This is a genomic window from Sciscionella sediminilitoris (assembly GCF_000737195.2).
Classification (GTDB): Bacteria; Actinomycetota; Actinomycetes; order Mycobacteriales; family Pseudonocardiaceae; genus Sciscionella; species Sciscionella sediminilitoris.
In genome coordinates this window covers 58,932-77,263 of the sequence record NZ_JALM01000073.1, presented here as the reverse complement: position 1 = coordinate 77,263, position 18,332 = coordinate 58,932, and the positions used below count along the sequence as shown (strand labels likewise).

General features: G+C 68.4%; 15 protein-coding genes and 1 pseudogene. 8 read left to right on the top strand and 8 right to left on the bottom strand.

Features of this window, described 5'->3' with window-relative positions; genetic code table 11:
- Positions 1-66: 66 nt before the first annotated feature.
- Both AD72_RS25455 and AD72_RS25450 read left to right on the top strand, forming a co-directional pair.
- Positions 67-1,221, top strand: a complete 1,155-nt coding sequence (locus tag AD72_RS25455) for an FAD-dependent oxidoreductase (protein WP_051899006.1) — start codon at positions 67-69, stop codon at positions 1,219-1,221.
- A 25-nt stretch (positions 1,222-1,246) separates the two neighbouring features.
- Positions 1,247-3,721, top strand: coding sequence for an alkaline phosphatase family protein (locus tag AD72_RS25450; RefSeq protein ID WP_031469110.1), 2,475 nt, complete (start codon positions 1,247-1,249; stop codon positions 3,719-3,721).
- 59 nt (positions 3,722-3,780) lie between these two features.
- Here AD72_RS25450 and AD72_RS25445 read toward each other — a convergent pair whose 3' ends face one another.
- Positions 3,781-4,941, bottom strand: a complete 1,161-nt coding sequence (locus AD72_RS25445) for an NAD-dependent epimerase/dehydratase family protein (RefSeq protein WP_031469109.1) — start codon at positions 4,939-4,941, stop codon at positions 3,781-3,783.
- Positions 4,942-5,064: 123 nt separating this feature from the next.
- Here AD72_RS25445 and AD72_RS35975 point away from each other — a divergent pair, with 123 nt between their 5' ends.
- Complete coding sequence (locus tag AD72_RS35975; protein WP_082469161.1) at positions 5,065-5,607, top strand: GtrA family protein; 543 nt, start codon at positions 5,065-5,067, stop codon at positions 5,605-5,607.
- Here the strand turns inward: AD72_RS35975 and AD72_RS25440 are convergent.
- A pseudogene (locus AD72_RS25440) lies at positions 5,495-6,340 on the bottom strand (glycosyltransferase family 2 protein); the annotation flags it as partial. The gene AD72_RS35975 and the pseudogene AD72_RS25440 sit on opposite strands and share 113 nt — an antisense overlap.
- A gap of 5 nt (positions 6,341-6,345) precedes the next feature.
- On the bottom strand, positions 6,346-7,260 hold the full coding sequence (locus AD72_RS25435; RefSeq protein WP_031469107.1) for an NAD-dependent epimerase/dehydratase family protein: 915 nt from the start codon (positions 7,258-7,260) through the stop codon (positions 6,346-6,348).
- Between the two features lie 81 nt (positions 7,261-7,341).
- Here AD72_RS25435 and AD72_RS25430 point away from each other — a divergent pair, with 81 nt between their 5' ends.
- Genes AD72_RS25430 through AD72_RS25420 form a run of 3 tightly spaced genes read left to right on the top strand, consistent with a single transcriptional unit; the run spans position 7,342 to position 9,160 of the window.
- Positions 7,342-7,941: a winged helix-turn-helix domain-containing protein gene (locus AD72_RS25430; RefSeq protein WP_031469106.1), complete on the top strand. Its 600-nt coding sequence runs from the start codon at positions 7,342-7,344 to the stop codon at positions 7,939-7,941.
- Complete coding sequence (locus tag AD72_RS25425) at positions 7,934-8,728, top strand: SRPBCC family protein (protein ID WP_051899005.1); 795 nt, start codon at positions 7,934-7,936, stop codon at positions 8,726-8,728. Before AD72_RS25430 ends, AD72_RS25425 begins: the two co-directional genes overlap by 8 nt.
- A gap of 3 nt (positions 8,729-8,731) precedes the next feature.
- The gene (locus tag AD72_RS25420; RefSeq protein WP_031469104.1) at positions 8,732-9,160 is read left to right on the top strand and encodes a YybH family protein; all 429 of its coding nucleotides are present in this window, start codon (positions 8,732-8,734) and stop codon (positions 9,158-9,160) included.
- A 2-nt stretch (positions 9,161-9,162) separates the two neighbouring features.
- Here the strand turns inward: AD72_RS25420 and AD72_RS25415 are convergent, their stop codons facing one another.
- From AD72_RS25415 to AD72_RS25400, 4 genes are all read right to left on the bottom strand, one after another.
- Positions 9,163-10,848 carry an amidohydrolase gene (locus tag AD72_RS25415; protein WP_031469103.1) on the bottom strand — a complete coding sequence of 562 codons (1,686 nt, stop codon included), beginning with the start codon at positions 10,846-10,848 and terminating at the stop codon, positions 9,163-9,165.
- 300 nt (positions 10,849-11,148) lie between these two features.
- Positions 11,149-12,150: a DUF3616 domain-containing protein gene (locus tag AD72_RS25410; RefSeq protein ID WP_031469102.1), complete on the bottom strand. Its 1,002-nt coding sequence runs from the start codon at positions 12,148-12,150 to the stop codon at positions 11,149-11,151.
- Between the two features lie 40 nt (positions 12,151-12,190).
- Positions 12,191-13,549: a sugar porter family MFS transporter gene (locus AD72_RS25405; protein WP_037347283.1), complete on the bottom strand. Its 1,359-nt coding sequence runs from the start codon at positions 13,547-13,549 to the stop codon at positions 12,191-12,193.
- On the bottom strand, positions 13,546-15,894 hold the full coding sequence (locus AD72_RS25400; RefSeq protein WP_051899004.1) for a glycoside hydrolase family 2 protein: 2,349 nt from the start codon (positions 15,892-15,894) through the stop codon (positions 13,546-13,548). The genes AD72_RS25405 and AD72_RS25400 overlap by 4 nt, the downstream gene beginning before the upstream one ends.
- A 151-nt stretch (positions 15,895-16,045) precedes the next feature.
- Between AD72_RS25400 and AD72_RS25395 the strand changes: the two genes are divergently transcribed.
- Complete coding sequence (locus tag AD72_RS25395; RefSeq protein WP_031469099.1) at positions 16,046-16,501, top strand: hypothetical protein; 456 nt, start codon at positions 16,046-16,048, stop codon at positions 16,499-16,501.
- A 3-nt stretch (positions 16,502-16,504) separates the two neighbouring features.
- On the opposite strand, the gene AD72_RS25390 is transcribed toward AD72_RS25395, so the two are convergent.
- Positions 16,505-17,629: a carbohydrate kinase family protein gene (locus AD72_RS25390; RefSeq protein WP_051899003.1), complete on the bottom strand. Its 1,125-nt coding sequence runs from the start codon at positions 17,627-17,629 to the stop codon at positions 16,505-16,507.
- 64 nt (positions 17,630-17,693) lie between these two features.
- On the opposite strand from AD72_RS25390, the gene AD72_RS25385 reads away from it, so the two are divergent.
- Complete coding sequence (locus tag AD72_RS25385; RefSeq protein ID WP_082469159.1) at positions 17,694-18,329, top strand: TetR/AcrR family transcriptional regulator; 636 nt, start codon at positions 17,694-17,696, stop codon at positions 18,327-18,329.
- Positions 18,330-18,332 lie beyond the last annotated feature (3 nt).

The following is an 18,332-nucleotide window of genomic DNA, read 5'->3' as shown; positions in this document are numbered from 1 at the left end:
CACTGTTGCCACTCTGTTCGGCCGATAGTCATGGTATGGGTTGCCCACCTCGGTAGGCTCCAGCGCATGACCGAAGCGGCGATCATCGGGGGCGGTATCGCCGGAACAGCCATGGCATTGGCCCTGCACAAGCTCGGTATGCCAACCCGGATATACGAGTCCTATCCGCGTGAAACGGTCGAAACCGGCGGGGCGCTGATGACGCTCTGGCCGAACGGGATGCACGCACTCGATCAGCTCGGCGTCCGCGACCGGATCGAGGCGGCGAGCCCGGAACTGCACACCGTGCGGGCCTTCGGCGCGGACGGGGCACAGCGGGCCGAACTGCCCATGGGACAGCGGCATCCACCGCTTCCCGGATTCCGCTACCTGCTGCGCGGCACGCTGAACCGGACACTGCACGATGCGGTGCTCGACCTCGGGATCCCGGTGCTGCACGACAGAGAGCTCGCTTCGGTCGAGCGCGCGGCCGGGAAACCGCGCCTGAGGTTCACCGACGGTGCCCGCGTCGATACGGAACTGCTGATCGGCGCGGACGGGGCACATTCGCGCGTGCGGCGGTTCGTCGACGAGCGGGCCCCGGCCGCGCGGTACACCGGGGAACGGGTGGTCTACGGCACCAGCAGCGAACCGAGCGCGTGCCACGAGCTGAGCATGTACTCCGGGCCGCGCACCACCTTCGGGCACGCGGGCATCCCGGACGGCGGTTCCTGGTGGTTCTGCCGGGTGCGGGACAAGTGCGGCGAGCGCCCCGCCCTCACCGAGGGACTGGAGAACTACGTGCTCGCGGCGCTGACCGAGCACGCGGGCGATCTGGGCCGGTTCGTGCGCGCGAGCACGGTGATCGCGGCGAACAACACCTGGGACATGCACGATCTGCCGAACTGGCACGCGGGCGGGGACACGATGCTCGTCGGCGATGCCGCACACGCCACCTCCCCCGCGGCCGCTCAGGGCGCCTCGCTGGCCGTCGAGGACGCGGTGATGTTCGCCAAATGCCTGCGTGATCTGCCCGCGGACGCCTTCCCCGGCTACGAACGGCTGCGCAGGGCGCGAGCGAACCGGATCGTGCAAGGCGGTTCGGTCGGCGCCTCGCGGGATCCGGACCGGCAGCGCCGGGATCCGGCGGACAAGCAGCACTGGCTGTACGAGTATCCGCTCGACTGGAAGATCCCGGTCACCAAGGCACTCGCCGAGCAGGTCGCGGCGAGCCAACAATAGAAGCGAGAACAAGGAGTTTCTCCCGATGCCCGAACTGTCCCGCCGCAAACTCCTCGCCTCCGCCGGTGGTGCGCTCGGCGCCGCCTCGGTAGCCAGCTTCCTGCCGCCGAACCTGGCCCGCGCGGTGGCCGCCGCACCGAAACCCGGCCCGCTCAGCGATATCAAGCATGTGGTGATCCTGATGCAGGAGAACCGCTCCTTCGACCACTACTTCGGCACCATGCCCGGGGTGCGCGGATTCGACGACCCGGACATGGCGAAACTGCCCAACGGGCGCTCGATCCTGTATCAGCCGGACAAGAAGAACCCGGCCGGTTATCTGCTGCCCTTCCACCTGGACACCAAGAAGACCAACGCACAGGCGGTTCCCTCCACCGGGCACGCCTGGGCGGTGCAGCACGAGGCGTGGAACCACGGCAAGATGGACAACTGGCTTCCCGCGCACCGGAAAGCCGATGGGGACAAGGTCGGCCCGTACACCATGGGCTACTACACCAAGCAGGACATCCCGTTCCATTTCGCGCTCGCACAGTCGTTCACCCTCTGCGATGCCTACTTCTGCTCGCTGCTCGGGCCGACCTGGCCGAACCGGCTCTACCACTGGACCGGGATGATCGACCCGAACGGCACCGGGGGCGGGCCGATCACCAGCAATGTGGTGAAAGAGCCCTACAGCTGGAAAACCTACCCGGAACGGCTCACCGAGAACGGTATCTCCTGGCACGTGTACCAGGAGGAGGACGACTACGGCTGCAACCCGCTCGAATTCTTCGCCGCCTACCAGGACGCGAAGCCCGGTTCCGCGCTGCACAAGCACGGGCTGACCATCTCGCCCGCCGACCGGTTCGCCGAGGACGCGAAAAACGACCGGCTGCCGACGGTTTCCTGGATCGTGCCCACCTCCCCGCAGTGTGAGCACCCGGACTACATGCCCGCATCCGGGGCGGATTTCCTCGCCCGCCAGCTGGACGCGGTCGCGGCGAACCCGGATGTGTGGAACAAGACCGTGTTCATCGTCAACTACGACGAGAACGACGGCCTGTTCGACCATGTGATCCCGCCGAGCCCGCCGAAGGGCACCCCGGACGAATTCGTCGACGGGCAGCCGATCGGCGCCGGGATCCGGGTGCCCTGCTTCATCGTCTCCCCCTGGACCCTCGGCGGATTCGTGGCACGGGAACGCTTCGACCACACCTCGGTGCTGCGCTTCCTCGAACGGATCACCGGGGTGCGCGAGCCGAACATCAGCGCGTGGCGCCGCAAGACCTTCGGCGACCTGACATCCGCGCTCGGCGCCGATTCGAACCGGCCGTTCCCGCCGTTGCCGGAGACCAAGAAGGCGCTCTGGGAGGCCGAGCACGATGTGGCCACCCTTCCGGACGCGCCCATCCCCGGCAAACACCAGAAACCACCGCACCAGGAACACGGTCCGGCGCCGAAACCGCGGCAAGCGGCCGAGAGCACCGCGCTCGGCTCGCGGAACACGGTGAGCAGGCTCGTGGAGTCCGCGACGACACACCGCGCGGATTTCCCGGACGGGCTCGGGGAGAAAGGCTTCCCGGGCATTCTCGCCGCGGCGAAGGCAAAACCGGCCAGCGCCTACAACGCCGCCTATGTCACCGGGATCGTGAACAACTCGATCTCGGTCATCGACACCGATTCCGGGAAGCTGGACGGCGGCGGGATCGACGCGGGCACCAATCCCTACGCGCTGGCCGAGGCGGGCAAGAACAAGCTGTACGTGACCAATTCCGGAACCAGTGACGTGTCCATCGTGGACACCAAGCACAACAAGATCACCGGAAGCATCACCGTCGGCCTGTACCCGCACGGGATCGTGGTCGCGGACAAGCTGAAGCACGCCTATGTGGCCAACACCGGCCCGGACACCGGCCCCGGCGGGCTGCGCACCGTCTCGGTGATCGACACCGGCTCGGACAAGGTCACCAAGACCCTCGATGTCGGGCTCTCCCCGCACGCGCTCGCACTCGATCCGGCGCAGAAGTCCCTGTACGTCACCTGTTTCGACGGTCTGGCCATTGTGGACACTGGTACCGGGAAGGTGCGGGCGCGGCACGCCGGGCAGGCCCGCGCGGCCGGCGTCGCCGTGCATCCGGACGGCGGCTCAGTCTATGTGGTCAACACCTGGCAGAACACGGTTTCGGTGCTGGACACCAAGACCGACGAGGTGCGCGCCACGGTCCGGGTCGGCGAGACACCGTGGCGGGTGGCGCTGAGCCCGGACGGGAGCACCGCCTATGTCACCAATGCCAATGACGACACGGTTTCGGTGATCGACACCGGTTCGCACAAGGTCACCGCCACGATCACGGTGAAACACATCCCGACCGGGATCACCGCGAGCGCCGAGCAGATCTGGCTGACCACCAACGCCTCGAGCACGGTCACCGCGATCGATCCGAAGACCCACAGGATCACCGCGGATGTGGAGCTCGGCCTCTCCACGGAACCGAGCGACGTGCTGCTCGTCAAGCGCTGACTCACACGACAAGCGCCCCCGGAGCGGATCCGGGGGCGCTTGTGCGTATCCGAAAGGGTTTACACGACCGCCGGGGTCTCCTTGGCCCAGCGCACCGTCGGCAGCAGGGCCGCGGTGTCCACCCGGCTCACGTGCTCGGCGGTGATGTCGAACAGCGACTCGAGCAGCGTGTCGGAGAGCAGGTGCGGCTGCAGCCCCAGCTCCACGAGCCCGGTGTGCTTGACGTTGTAGTAGTGCTCGGCCTGCTCCACGCGCGGGTTCTCGATGTTCTCGATCCGCACCTCGCCCGGGTAGAGCCGGGAGACCGTGTTCGCGAGGTCGGCGACCGAGAAGCTCTCGGTCATCTGGTTGAACACCCGGAACTCGCCCCGGTCGGCCGGGTTCTCCACGGCGATCCGGATGCACTCCACGGTGTCCCGGATGTCCAGGAATCCGCGGGTCTGGCCGCCCTGGCCGTACACGGTGAGCGGCTGACCGAGCACGGCCTGGATCACGAAGCGGTTGAGCACGGTGCCGAACACGGCGTCGTAGTCGAACCGGGTCGCCAGCCGCGGGTCCTTCGCGGTCGCCGCGGTCTGCTGGCCGTAGACCACGCCCTGGTTCAGGTCGGTGGCCCTGGTGCCCCAGATCCGGCAGGCGAACTCGATGTTGTGCGAGTCGTGCACCTTGGACAGGTGGTAGAAGGAACCCGGCTTCTTCGGGTAGAGCATCCGGTCGGTCCGGCCGTTGTGCTCGACGGTCAGCCAGCCTTCCTCGATGTCGATGTTCGGCGTGCCGTACTCGCCCATGGTGCCCAGCTTGACCAGGTGAATGTCCGGGTCGATCTCGGCCATGGCGTAGAGCAGGTTCAGGTTGCCCACCACGTTGTTGTGCTGGGTGTACACCGCGTGCGAACGGTCGATCATGGAGTACGGCGCGGAACGCTGCTCGGCGAAGTGCACGATCGCGTCCGGGCGGAAGTCACGCAGCGTCTCGTACACGAAGTCGGCCTCGGTGAGGTCGCCCTCGTACCAGGCGAGCCGCTTGCCGGAGACGTCCTGCCAGGCGGCGATTCTGGTGGCCATGTCCTCGATCGGCACGAGGCTGCGCACCCCGAGCTCCTCGTCGTAACTGCGCCGCACGAGGTTGTCCACAACCCCGACCTCATGGCCTGCCTCCGACAGATGCAGCGCGGTCGGCCAGCCGAGATAGCCGTCGCCGCCGAGCACAAGTACCCGCACTGGGGCCTCCTTCATTATTTTCACTCCCTAACGGACACACTCTCAAATATCAGACGGGGTTGACCCTGAGAGTTTTGACAGAACTGCGGGGCGCTCCGGGCCGTGCGGCCACCCTGCTGGAGAATGAATGCTGTGGTGATCTCCGAACGGGTGCGCGCACGGGTGGGCGAGAAACGCCTGAGCGTGCTCAAGCGTTTCTCGAAAGCGCTGGTCACGGCGGTTTGTGGGACCGTGCTCTCGCAGATCGCGCTGCTCGGCCTGCTCACCGGACACGCGGACAGCACCCTCGCGAGCTTTCTTGCGTTCCTCGCGGGCGCCATCCCGAACTACTTCATCAGCCGTCGCTGGGCGTGGGGACGCGATCGCAAACCGCATTTCCGCACCGAGACGCTGCCCTACGTGCTGGTCGTGGCCACCACCGGGCTGCTCTCCACCGGGCTGACCACACTCACCGATCATCTGCTGCAGCCACTCGCGATGAGCGAGTTCTGGCGGATCGTGGTGCTCGACGGCGCGTTCGTGGGCAGTTACGCGCTGATGTTCGTGCTGAAGTTCACGCTGCTCGATCGGCTCGTGTTCCGCGCCGCTGCGCAGCGTCCCGCCGAGCCCGGGCGAACCGGGACGGCCGGCGAAGAACGAACTCCCGCAACCACGTCCCCGTCATGACCCGGGCGTAGTTCGCGCCGTAGTACAGGCTGCCGCCCTTCTTCGTGGAACCGGCCGAACGCAGCCGCATCGTCATGGGCAGCTCGCACAGCCGGGCACCCCGGGCCAGCACGCCGAGCAGCAGCTCGGAGGACTGGTACTGCGGTTCGGTCAGGGTCACCGAGGCGGCCAGCTCGGCGCGCATCGCCCGGAATCCGAACGAGGTGTCGCTGATCCGGCGCAGCGTCAGCAGCGAGGCCAGCCCGGCGAACACCCGGGTGCCCAGCCAGCGCACGTTGTCCGCGGCCTCCTCGTGACCCAGCCGCCGGGAACCGCTGACGAAATCGGCCCGGTCGTCCACCAGTGGGCGTAGCAGCATCGGCAGCTCGTCGTTGTCGTACTGCCCGTCCGCGTCGGTGGTCACCACGTACCGCGCGCCACGAGCCGCCGCGACCTGGTAACCGAGCCGCAGCGCGGCCCCCTGGCCCCGATTGCGTTCGGCGACGCAGGTGTACGCTCCGTGTTTCTCGGCGATATCGGCCGTGTCATCGCTGCAGCCGTCCACGACCACGAGCACCTCGACGGGCATGCCGAGGCATTCCCGGGGCATCGCGTCGAGCACCGGCCCGATCCCGCCTGCCTCGTTGTAGGCCGCGATCACCACGGTGACCTCGGCGAGCTCGGCGTCCGGGTAGCGCTTGTCGAAGGAAGCGACCGCGGCCGCGTCGACCGGGTCCGGATACGGCGCCAGCTTTCCGTTCATGCCTCGTCCCAGGTCTCTTGGAAGTATTTCCAGGTGTCGGTGAGCCCTTCGTGCAGCGCCACGTTCGGGGTGAACCCGATGCGCTCCGCGCTCGCGGACACGTCCACGACCACCGCGGGCATCTCGCCCTTCGGCGCCTCGATGTGCTCGGCGGGCAGGGGGCGTCCGGTGACCGAGCGTACCGCCGCCACGAGTTCGAGTACCGAGACGGAGTGCCCGGCGCCCACGATCGCCGGACCGGTGTGCTCGCTGTCGATCGCCAGCAGCACGGCGCGGGCGACGTCGTCGATGTGCACCAGATCGCGACTCTGCTTGCCGTCGCCGTAGATCCGCACTCCCTCGCCGGAGAGCGCGGCCCGCATCATCCGCGGCACGAAGCTGTCCTTGTGCGACATGCCGTGCCCGTACACATTGGTGAAGCGCAGCGCGCAGGTGGAAAGGCCGTAGGCGCCGTAGTACCCGGACAGCAGCATCTCGCAGGCGGCCTTGGTCGCCCCGTACGGCGTCAGCGGGGCGAGCGGCCGGTCCGTGGTGATCGTGCTGGTGCCGACATCGCCGACCACGGCATTGGTCGAGGCGAGCACGAACCGTCGCGTTCCCCGCTGTCTGGCCAGCTCGAGCAGGCCCTGGGTGATGGCGACGTTCTGCTCGTAGGTGTGCACCGGGTCCTCTTTGGACTTCAGCACCGAGGTCACCGCGGCCAGGTGCACCACGGCGTCCACGTCCTCGGTCAGCGCCCGCTCGCGCACCTCGGCCTCGGCGAGCTCGCCCTGCACGCTGTCCACATCCGAGGAACCCAGCCACGGCTCCCGGTCGACGACGGTGACCGGGGTCCCGGAGGCACGCAGCGCGGCGACCACGGCGCGCCCGATGAACCCGCACCCACCGGTGACAAGAACACGACCACTCATGGCGGACAACGTTACTGGCGAGTCTTCCGGCGCCGCCTTCGGCGCTTGACAAATTTTTTTGTCAAGAGTTTACTGCCTGGCATGCACGAGGTGGATGTCATCGAGGAAGCGGGCGCGGCGGCCACTGCGCTCGACCCGATCCGGACCAGCTTGCTCGCCGCGCTCGCCGAACCGGCCTCGGCGGCAACACTGGCCGAACGGGTCGGGCTGACCAGGCAGAAGGTGAACTACCACCTGCGCACGCTCGAGGCGCACGGCCTGGTGCACGAGGTGAGTACCCGGCGCTGGGGCGGGCTCAACGAGCGGATGCTCGTGGCCAGTGCCGCCTCCTATGTGGTCTCCCCCGGCGCGTTCGGGGCCGCGGCCGCGGATCCCTCCCGTTCGACCGACCGGCTCTCCGCGCGGTACCTGATCGCGCTCGCCGCCCGGGTGGTGCGTGAGGTCGGCGGGCTGGTCCGGCGTGCCGATGCGGAGCAGAAGCGGGTGGCCACCCTGTCCATCGACACCGAGCTGCGGTTCGCCTCGCCCGCCGAGCGCACCGCCTTCGCCGAGGAGCTCGCGCAGCGCGTCACCGAGCTCGTCGCCCGCTATCACGACGAATCCGCGCCGCCCGCCCGCGCCTATCGCCTGGTCGTCGGTGCCCACCCCATTCCCAAAGACGCTGGAGAAGACCGTGAATGAGAAGCGCATCGATCTGTCCGTGGAGGTACCCGCGAGCCCGGAACAGGTGTGGGAGGCGATCGCGACCGGCCCGGGGATCAGTTCCTGGATGCATCCCACCGAACTGGAGGAGCGCGCGGGTGGTGAGTACAGCTGGACGATGGGCTTCGGCCCCTCCGGTTCCGGGGTGATCACCGAGTACGACCGTCCGCACCGGTTCGCCCAGCGCGCGCAATGGCGCCCGCACACCGAGTCCATCCCCCCGGCCACCCTGGCCACCGAATGGATCGTAGCCGCGCGGGACGGCGGCAGTTCCGTGGTGCGCATGGTGATGAGCGGATTCGGCGATCCCGAGGACGGCTGGGACGAGGAGATCGAGGGCATGACCGAGGGCATGACCCGCGCACTGGAGTTCCTGCGGCTGTATCTCGCGCACTTCCGTGGTCGGCAGGGAACCTGGCTGCACGGCTACGGAATGGCGGGCGGTGACTGGGAATCCGCCTGGTCAGGGTTCACCTCGGCACTGGGTTTCGGCGTGGTGGAACCGGGTGCGCGGCTGGCCACCCGGGACGGGCTTCCCCCGCTCGGCGGGACCGTGGAGCGCGTGCTGGACGGGAAATGGCACCGGACCGCGATGCTGCTGCTGGACAGCCCGGCACCGGGGATCGCAAGCCTGGGCATCGGCGGGATCGCCCAGGCGGTGGGATTCTCCGCGACCCTCTTCGGTCCGCGGGCCCGGCAGATCACCGACGACCAGGCTGCCCGCTGGCAGACCTGGATGCAGGAAAACTATCCATGGAAGGAATGAATCATGATCACCACATCGAGTACCGAGCAGGAGATCCGCACCATCATGGACGAGCGGTTCGCCGCGCTCTCCGCGCAGGACGCCGAGGCCGTCCTCGCGCTGGGCATCGCGGATCCGGTGCAGTACACCCTCGCCCCGCCGCTGACCACACCGAACGAGATCGAGGGATTCCGGGAATGGCTGACCAACTGGGCGGAACTCTCCTACGAGACAAGGGATCTGGAGATCACCGCCGGCGAGGAGGTCGCGTTCTGCCACGCGCTGGTCCGGATGTCGGGCCGCAAACACGGCCAGGACCCGTTCGGCATGTGGTTCCGCCAGACCACCGGATTCCGCAAGATCGACGGGAGCTGGAAGATCACCCACGAGCACGAATCGGTACCGTTCGCCATGGACGGCTCGTTCCTGGCGTGCGTCGATCTGGAGCCGTGAACCTACAGTTGCCCGTACTGACCGACCCGGCGACCGGCGAGCCAGGTTTCCAGTACTTTCGTCTGCCACACCGCTTTTCCGCTCGGCAGCTCGAACGGGTCCTGGTCGATGAGCAGGAGATCGGCCCACTTTCCCGGTTCGAGCGAGCCGAGCACGTGTTCCTGGTGCGCGGCATAGGCGGCATCGTGGGTGTACGCGCGTAACGCCTCGACGGGTGTCATGGCCTGCTCCGGATACCAGCCACCGTGCGGTTTTCCTTCGTGATCGGTGCGGGTGACCGCGGCATGCCAGCCGTCGAAGGGATTGTGCGAGGACACGGCGAAATCCGATCCCGCGGGAACCACGACCCCCTCGTCGAGAAGGCGGCGCCAGGCGTAGGCGCCGGCCATCCGCTCGCGGCCGATACGGGTTTCGGCCATGTTCATGTCGTCGGTCGCGTGGACCGGTTGCATGGACGCGATCAGCCCGAGCTTCGGGAACCGGGGAATATCGGCGGGATCCAGGATCTGCGCGTGTTCCACCCGATGCCGCAGCGGTTGTTCCCGGCCACCGAAGGCACGTTCGTAGGCGTCCAGGACCATGCGGTTGCCCCGGTCACCGATCGCGTGCACGGCGCACTGGAATCCGGCGCCCACCACCTTGCGTACCCGTTCATCGAGTTCGGCCTGGGTGAGCTGCGGTAGTCCGCTCGCGGTCGGATCATCGGCGTACGGGGCGAGCATCGCCGCGCCGTGACTGCCGAGCGCACCATCGGCGTAGAGTTTCACGGTGCGCACGCGCAGCCTGTCGTGGTGCGCCGAGTCGGTCCGCGCGGATGCGGCGAGTTCGGTGAACGCGTCCCAGCTGAGGAACACGTTGGCCCGGTAGGACAGCGAGCCGATCTCGGAGCGCAGTGCGGCGAGGTCCGCCGCGGTCATGTCCGCATCGCTGACCGAGGTGAGCCCGACGGAGTTCAGCGTCCGCTGCAGTTCGCGGAAACGCTGGCGGCGCACGGTTTCGCTCGGCTGCGGCAACTTGGCGGTCACCAGGTCGGCCGCGGCGTCGACGAACAGTCCGGTCGGTTTCCCGTCCGGACCGCGGACGATCTGCCCGCCCTGCGGCGCGGGGGTGTCGGCGGTGATCCCCAGCTTGCCCAGGGCCGCGGAATTGACCAGCATCGCGTGGCCGTCGACCCGTTCGAGTGCGACGGGCCGGTCGGCGACGGCGCGGTCGAGGTCGGCGGCGCCCGGCAGCCTGCCGAGGTGCCAGCGGACATCGTTCCACCTGCCCCCGGTGATCCAGTCGTTCCCGGGATGTTTCCCGGACCAGTCGCGCAACCGGCCGAGCGCCTCGTCCAGCGAGCCGGTATCGCTGAGCTCCACGGTGTCCTGCTGCTCGGCGAGACTGGAGAGATGACAGTGCGCGTCGTGCAGACCGGGGAGACACACCCGGCCGCGGCCGTCGACCTGCCGCGCGCCGCCGGTGTTGCCCGGATCCAGCGCGGCGACCTTCCCGTCCGCGCCGATCAGCACACTGCCGAAGCGGCGCAGCTTGCCGTCCGCGATGGTGTAGCCGCGCACGTTTGTCAGCAGCACGCGTTCCCCCTCCGGTTCGGTGCCTCCGCCGCATCCGGCGAGCACCCCGGCCGCACCCGTCGCCCCGGCGAGGCGCAGAAATCCGGCCCGGTTCATCGGCGAATGGTCCGGCATCCGCGCCCTCCTGCTCCTTCGGTCGGCAAAAGCCTGAGCAAATTAGCAGCGCGCCGTAGCTCGGTCAACGCACCCGATGAATGGTGCTCGCGCGCGTCTGGGGGACCCCCGGATTCCACACTAGCGGCGTTCGGTTTCGGGGGCACCGGTTCGCGCGGATCTGTGGACAACCGTGGCCGCTGTGGACAATCCGGCATACGCACGCGCTGTCCGGCGGAGTCGCGCACCCGGAAGCGTGCGGTGCCGGAGATGCGGCGATGTCGGTACTGCTCGGGATCGCCGTGCTGGCGCTGTCCGGGATCACGGCACCGCGAACACGTCGGCGAGGACCGTTCCCGGGATGCGCAACCGTTCGCGGTCCGGGCTGTCGTAGACCACGAGCAGTTCACGATCCGCGAGCAGGGTGATTCCCTCGGCGTGATCGGTGCCCTCGCCGTAGGGCAGGTCGAGGACCCGTTCGAGTTCCTCCGCGGGCACCACATCGGCGGCCTCGAGGCGGGCCGCTCCACGCCAGCGGTACACCCGCACCGGCCCGTCCAGGTCCATGGTCGGCCCGGCGAGTACGAGCAGGTCCTCGCCGTCCTCGCACAGATCGCGCACCCCGAGCCCGTCGAGATCGAGGAAATGCTTGGCATAGCGGGAACCGTCGAGTTTGCCGAGCTTGAGCCGGTCCTGCTCGGCGCGCGGTTCGAGCTGGAGCACGCAGGCCCAGCCGCGCAGCACCGGTCCGCGCAGGCCGAGGAAGACCCGTTGCCCGTGCACCGCGATGCCCTCGATGTCGAGTCCGTTGTCCTTGCTGGGAATGGTGACGAACGGGCCCAGATGGGGGTCCTCGGCGATCGCGTCGAAGACCGTCGGCTTCCCGAGTGCGAGGCTGCACCGCCCGTCCGCGGCGCGCCGCACCGGCCGGTCCTGCTCGATCGCGAGCCTGGCGAGCAGCCGCCGCGCCGGTTCCGCGCTCACCGTGCCGAGGCGTTTCGCGATCTTGTCGTCAGAATGCCCTTCCTTGGGTTTCTTGCGTTTCGCGCTGTGCGAGCCGACCACCCACAGGTATCCGTCGACGAGCGCCATCCCCTCGATGTCCACTTCCTCGTCCGGATCACCGGGCAGCCGCACGAAATCCGCGAGCCCGAAGCTGGTGTGCTCGCCGTACTCGGTCTTCCCGGTGCGGCGCAGCCGTTCTATCGTCGCGGTCTCGTCCCCGGCTATCCACAGCGTGTCCGCGAAGGCGTGCACGGCGGAGAGATTGACATGGGTCTGCGCGGCGACCGCCTCGTCATGGAAGCGAAGCGAAACGGGCATGAGCTGCTCCAGGAACCTGGCGGGCCGGACACCGGAAACCCTACCCGAAATGTCCGACTTTTGCCGCTGTTCCGGTGAGTTCGAACTCGATGCGCTCCAGGGATTTCCCCTTCGTCTCCGGGATGAGTCGCACCGCGAACACCGTGGCGAGCACCCCGATCGCGGCGAACAGGTAGAACACGATCCCGGTGCCGATCACCAGCAGTACCGGGAAGAACAGCCCGACGAGCAGGTTCCCGCTCCAGTTGGCGAAGGTGGCAAGGCTCATCGCGGTCTCGCGCACCCGCAGCGGGAAGATCTCGCCGGGGATGATCCAGCCCATTCCACCCCAGCTCATCGAGAACGAGACCTTGAACAGCGCCAGCGCGATGATCGCCACCCAGCCGAGGAGCCCGCCGGTGTGCGCGCTGCCCGAACCCAGGAACACGGTGCCCAGCGCGAGCATGCAGATCGTCATGCCGATCGCACCGAGGATCATCGGGCGCCGCCGCCCGATCCGGTCCACGACCAGCAGCATGATCACGGTGACCACGACGGTGAGCGCGCCGAGCCCGGCATTGGCCAGCAGCGCCGCGGAATCGGCGAAGCCGAGCGTGGTCAGGATGGTCGGCGCGTAGTAGATGATCGTGTTGATCCCGATGATCTGTTGCAGGAAGGCGATCCCCACTCCGATCACCAGCACCCGGCGCAGACTGGGTTCGCGGAGCAGGGCACCGATCGGGGTGCGGGTTCCGCCGAGCAGCGCGCGGATCTCGGCGAGTGCGGTCTCGGCGTCCTCTCCCCGGCGTTCCAGGATCACGCGTGCCTTGTCCGTCCGGCCCTTTTTCACCAGCCAGCGCGGGCTCTCCGGCTGGAAGACGATCCCGATCACCAGCAGCAGCGCGGGAATCATGGCGATACCGAAGGCGTAGTGCCACTGCCCGGGGCCGTCGAGCGCGGTGGTGACCAGATAAGCGATCAGGATGCCGCTGGAGATCAGCAGCTGGTTGAGCCCGGAGAGCGCGCCCCTGCTGCCCGCGGGCGCGAGCTCGGCGAGATAGATCGGGATGGTCATGGAGAACGCGCCGACCGCGAGCCCCATCACCGAACGGCCGCCGAGGAGCATCGGGAAATCCAGCCCGATACTGGCCACCAGGCAACCGAGAATGAACACCAGGCCGGAGACGAGTATCGCCCCGCGGCGGCCGAGCCGGTCGGCGAGCCAGGCCGAACCGAGCGCGCCGAGCATCGCGCCGACGATCAGCGAACTGGTCACCATGCCCTTCGCCCACGCACTGAGACCGAGTTCGGGCCCGATGGAGAGCAGGGCACCGGCCACGACGCCGAGGTCGTAACCGAACAGCAGGCCGCCGAGCGCGCCGAAGAAGTAGCTCGCCCGCCGGACTCCGAGGCGTGTCATGCGCGATCACCCATCCTGATCGTGACGTCGTTCGAGGGAAGTTCCGGGTGCACGGCACCGATCCGCACCGTGCCGGTCCTTCCGGGCAGTCCGCGCACCCACACCGCGGCCACCCCGCCGGTCTCGGCGAGTGGAAAGGGATTGTCCCCGAGCAGTTCGCCGGGGCCGCGCAACCGCAACCGGACCGAACCCGCGCGCCCGGGACGTGGGGCCCCATAGCGGTCGGTCACCCGCAACACCACCCGCGTGGCGTCCGCTCCGTCGGCGCGGATCTCGGTGTCGTCCGCGGACAGTGCGAGCCGGTCGTGCTCGTGCTCGGCGGAGAACCGTCTGCTGCCCAGCAACCGCGCTCCCTGGTAGGCGTCGATCCGCAGCTCCGCGCCGGAAACCCGGGAAAAGTCCGCGCGAAAGGGCGCGTAGGGCAGGTGCGGGAAGCGGTCCCGGTCCGGGCGGAGCTCGGCGAACGGCGCACCGTCCAGGAACAGTGCCAGCCGTTCGGCGTTCGCGAAGATCAGCGCGTCGTCACCGAGCTCACCGACCGCGAACTCGCCGTGGAAATCCCAGTAGAAGGCGGGTTCGATGACCACCCGCCGGTCCGGGTCCACCTGCGCGGCGTACACCGCGGCGCCGAGTTTCGGTTCCCGGAACTGGTCGAGCACTCCCGGGTACTTCACGCCCTGGTACTGGTTTCCGTTCCCGGAGGGGTAATCGAAACCGGCCCAGCCCAATGCCCCGCAGTAGCGTGGATCGGCGGCCGCCTGCTCGTGCACGTAGGCGTGCGCGAGCGCCTGCCCGTGCTGCGCAGTGACCGGATCGGTGCGCCGGTAGAAGCTCGCCGGTCCGGAGAGGGTGCCGACCGACTCGGTGACCAGCCACGGCCAGTTCCCGCGCGGTTGTTTCAACTTCGGCAGCCGCTGCCCGCCGACCTGTTGCGAGTCGTAGTCGTTGTAGGAGAACACGTCCTGAAGGAAGTCCTCGGTGGCGTAGTCGGGCCCGATGATCGCCCCGCTCGTCTGCCGGGTTCCGTCGAGTTCGGCCGCGATGCGCTGGGTGTCGGCGTAGAGTTCGTCGTCCGCCGGGGTTTCGTTCAGCCGCACACCCCACAGCACGATGCTCGGATGGTTGCGATCGCGCAGGATCATGTCGCGCACATCCCTTCGCACGTACCCTTTCCAGGTCTCGTCGCCGAGCGCTCCCCAGCCGGGCGCCTCCTCGAAGACCAGGATCCCGAGCTCGTCGCAGGCCTCGAGGAACGCCTCATGCTGCGGATAGTGCGAGCAGCGGACCATGGTCACGTTGAGGTCCTTGAGGATCCGGGCATCACTGCGCTGCACCCGGGGCGGCATCGCGGCGCCGACGTAGGGGAAGATCTGGTGCCGGTTGAGCCCGATGATTGTTCGCCTGCGCCCGTTGAGGAAGAACCCCTCGGTGGTGAACTCCGCGGTGCGGAACCCGACCGGGGCGGATTCCTCGTGCACCGGCTCGTGCCCGGAGTACAGCGTGGCGCGCAGCCGATAGCATTTCGGCGCGTCGAGCTCCCACAGCTCGACGGCGCGCAGCCCGCCGATTCCGGTGCGCACCCGGCCCCGCGCATCGGGCACCGCGTTCGCCGAGCCGAGCACCCGTTCCCCGTCGAGCAGTTCGACCCGGACCCGCGGATCGGGAACCCCGCCGTCCACCCGCAGCCGCACATCCACGGTGCGCCGCAGGGGATCCAGCACCGCGCGCGGAACGGCGTGCAGCTCGGTGAGGAAGGCCTGCGGCAGCACCCGCAGGGTCACCTCCCGGTAGAGCCCGGCGAGCTGCCAGAAATCCACCGTGCTCGAAGGCTGCCCCGGCCGGTTGGGCGGCACATCCACCTCGAAGCTCCCGTCCAGGGCCACATCCAGGCGGTTGTCCCGGTCCCGCACGTACCGGGTGATCTCGTACTCCGCGGGAAGGTAACCACCGCGATGGGTGCCGAGCACCTGCCCGTTCAGGTTCGGCGTGATCGCACTGAGCGCGCCATCGAATCGCAGGAAATAGCGATAGGACCCGTCATCGGGAACCGGGGGAAGGTCGAAGGAATTGCGGTAATGCCATTCCCCTTCCCAGGTTTTCGGGTCCCAATCACGCCAGGACTGCCGGGCCACGGAATCGGGAAGCGTCACGCCGTCACGTACCGTTCCCATTCCGCTGACCCGCCAGCCGGAATCGAGTCGCTTTTCCGGTTGCACCCGCCTGTTCAGCGCGGGAGAAGACCAATCGATCAACGGCATCGCGGCCACCACCCCCAGTGTCAGCACCCCGAATCTGCCGAACGCGCGCCGGGACAGCGGCGCGGGTCTCGATGATTCGGCGTCCATGAGCCGTACTGGACCATCCCCGGCCGGGAATGAACAATCACCCTAGTCTCGCTCCTAGCATTCGGAAACAACTTGCGGCGCACTCCGATAAAATCGTTATACGCACCACCGAACACGTGGCCACCGGGCGAGCAGCGCTTACCGTGAAAACATGCTCGGTAAACGAAACAGTCGATTCCACTACACCGTCACCGCGCTGTGCACCCCAGCCGAAGCGGTCGCCCTGCTGACCGATGTGCCGAGGCTGACGAGCAGGCACCCGCTCGTCATCGGAACCCGGGAGTGCCCGGCGGGCGCCGGGGTACTGCGCAGCACCAGGGTGACCGACCGGCTGCGGCTCGGGCCGGTGCCGTTCACGATCACCTACGTGGCCGATGTGCTTGCCGCCGGACCGGAGGAGGTGGTCACCGTGGCCCGGCAGCGCCCGTCGACCACGCTGACCAGCCGGGCCCGGATCCGCGCGCAGCAGGACGGGCGGACCCGCATCGAGGTCACCATCTCGTTCACCGCGCCCGCGCTGCTTTTCCGTTACGCCTTCGGCAAAGCAAGGCACGCGCACCGCGAACTCGCGGACGGTATGCGGGGACTGCTGGAAAGCGGCCGGTGACGCTCACACATCCGAGCGGCGGGCGATGGTGGCCGCCGCCCTGCGCACCGCGGCCATCGATTTGGCCGGGATCAGATCGTCGAGAAAACCGTACCGGCGCAGCACCGAGGTGTGGTAGGCGTCGCCGCCCGCGCTCTCCCGCATGGCATGCCACCAGTCGGCGATATCCCCCCAGCCGGGCGCGGCAAGGGATCCGCCGAACTGCTGCACCGCGAGCGCCGAGCAGGCACCGGCGAAGGCGAGCCGGTGGGTCAGCGGCCAACCGCACAGCGTGCCCACCACCATGCCCGCCCCGAACACATCACCCGCACCGGTGGGATCGAGCGCATCGACCCGCAGCGCGGGCACATCGGCCTCGTCCCCGGTCGTCGAATCGATCGCCATCGCGCCGTGCACCCCGTTGGTCACCACCGCGAGCGGCACCCGGTCGGCGAGCGCGTAGAGGGCATCCCGCGGAGTGTCGGTCCTGGTGTAGGCCATCGCCTCGGTGGCGTTCGGCATGAAGGCGTGGCAGTGTTCCAGCCTGCCGAGCAGCTGCGCGGACCAGTCCCCGCTCGGATCCCAGCCCACATCGGCGAACACCAGGGCCCCGGCCGCCCGTGCCTTGCTCGCCCAGGATCGCGGGTCCTCGATCGGTTCGGGACCGTCCAGATCCACGATCACCGCGCGCGAGCGGGGCGGTTCGCCGATCATCTCGCTCGCGCTGAGCGGAGGTTCGTGGCTGTGCGTGACCATGGTGCGGTCCCCTGCCGCGGCCATGGACACGGTGACCGGGGAGTGCCAGCCGGCGAACCGGCGCGAATAGCTCAGGTCCACGGTCTCCTGCTCGTCCAGGGTGCGCCAGCAGAAGTCCGCGTAGTCGTCGTCCCCGAACGCGGCGGCCAGCCCGGTGCGCAGGCCGAGCCTGCTGGTGGCGATGGCCAGGTTCGCGATGCCGCCCGGGCATGAGCCCATCCCCTCGGCGAACACCTCGGTACCCGAGCGCGGCAGGCTGCCCAGCCCGGTGAACACGATGTCCAGGAACACGGTGCCGTAGGTGAACACGTCGAACCCCGGCCCGTCTCCGGTACGCCACGCGGCGAGCGGGTCGTAGCGCTGGCAACAAGATTCCGTTGGCACGACTGCCATCCAATCATCCTGCCCGCGACGGAGCCCTGCGCGCCATGTTCGGGCGGCATAATAGGCTCGCGGTATGGGCTCACCGGACTCGTCGCACAAGAAGCAGCCGAGAAGGGATGCGTTGATCCGCGCGACGATCGAGATCGTGGCCGAGCGCGGGGTCGCCGGGGTGACCCATCGTGCCGTCACCGAGCGGGCCGGGGTGCCGCTGACGAGCGCGACCTACTACTTCGCCACGATCGACGGCCTGGTCTCCGAGGCCCTTCGCTGGTACGCCAATGACCGTGCGGACATCTTCCGCGCCGCGGTCGCCGAGGCACTCGAGGAGAGCAAGACGGTCCGCTCGGTGACCGAGGCGGTCGCGCACATGATCGAGGCGCTGCCCCGCTGGGAACGGGTGGCCTTCTACGAGCTGCTGTGCAACGCGGCCCGGTTCCCGGCGGGCGCGGAGTTCGCCCGTGAATCGATCGAGGGCTACAGCAGGCTGGTGGCGCACGTGTTCCGGCAGTCCGGCCAGCCGGCCACCACCGAGCTGGTGCGCGGCGTGTTCACCCTGGAGATCGGGCGCGGGCTGCTCGGGCTGATCGACCCGCAGTTCAGCGACCTGGACTGGGCGGGAACCAACTTCCGCGCCCTGGTCGCCGGATATCACCTGCTCGCCGAGGATCCGGAGCGCGTGGAGGAACTGATGCGCCGGGAACTCAGGTGACAA

What these genes read in the sequence shown, in the direction of transcription:
- AD72_RS25395 (WP_031469099.1), top strand. Translation starts at nt 16,046, where the DNA reads ATGCTCGGTAAACGAAACAGTCGATTCCACTACACCGTCACCGCGCTG.
- AD72_RS25430 (WP_031469106.1), top strand. Translation starts at nt 7,342, where the DNA reads ATGCACGAGGTGGATGTCATCGAGGAAGCGGGCGCGGCGGCCACTGCG.
- AD72_RS25385 (WP_082469159.1), top strand. Translation starts at nt 17,694, where the DNA reads ATGGGCTCACCGGACTCGTCGCACAAGAAGCAGCCGAGAAGGGATGCG.
- AD72_RS25415 (WP_031469103.1), bottom strand. Translation starts at nt 10,848, where the DNA reads ATGCCGGACCATTCGCCGATGAACCGGGCCGGATTTCTGCGCCTCGCC.
- AD72_RS25390 (WP_051899003.1), bottom strand. Translation starts at nt 17,629, where the DNA reads ATGGCAGTCGTGCCAACGGAATCTTGTTGCCAGCGCTACGACCCGCTC.
- AD72_RS35975 (WP_082469161.1), top strand. Translation starts at nt 5,065, where the DNA reads ATGAATGCTGTGGTGATCTCCGAACGGGTGCGCGCACGGGTGGGCGAG.
- AD72_RS25435 (WP_031469107.1), bottom strand. Translation starts at nt 7,260, where the DNA reads ATGAGTGGTCGTGTTCTTGTCACCGGTGGGTGCGGGTTCATCGGGCGC.
- AD72_RS25405 (WP_037347283.1), bottom strand. Translation starts at nt 13,549, where the DNA reads ATGACACGCCTCGGAGTCCGGCGGGCGAGCTACTTCTTCGGCGCGCTC.
- AD72_RS25455 (WP_051899006.1), top strand. Translation starts at nt 67, where the DNA reads ATGACCGAAGCGGCGATCATCGGGGGCGGTATCGCCGGAACAGCCATG.
- AD72_RS25420 (WP_031469104.1), top strand. Translation starts at nt 8,732, where the DNA reads ATGATCACCACATCGAGTACCGAGCAGGAGATCCGCACCATCATGGAC.
- AD72_RS25410 (WP_031469102.1), bottom strand. Translation starts at nt 12,150, where the DNA reads ATGCCCGTTTCGCTTCGCTTCCATGACGAGGCGGTCGCCGCGCAGACC.
- AD72_RS25450 (WP_031469110.1), top strand. Translation starts at nt 1,247, where the DNA reads ATGCCCGAACTGTCCCGCCGCAAACTCCTCGCCTCCGCCGGTGGTGCG.
- AD72_RS25400 (WP_051899004.1), bottom strand. Translation starts at nt 15,894, where the DNA reads ATGGACGCCGAATCATCGAGACCCGCGCCGCTGTCCCGGCGCGCGTTC.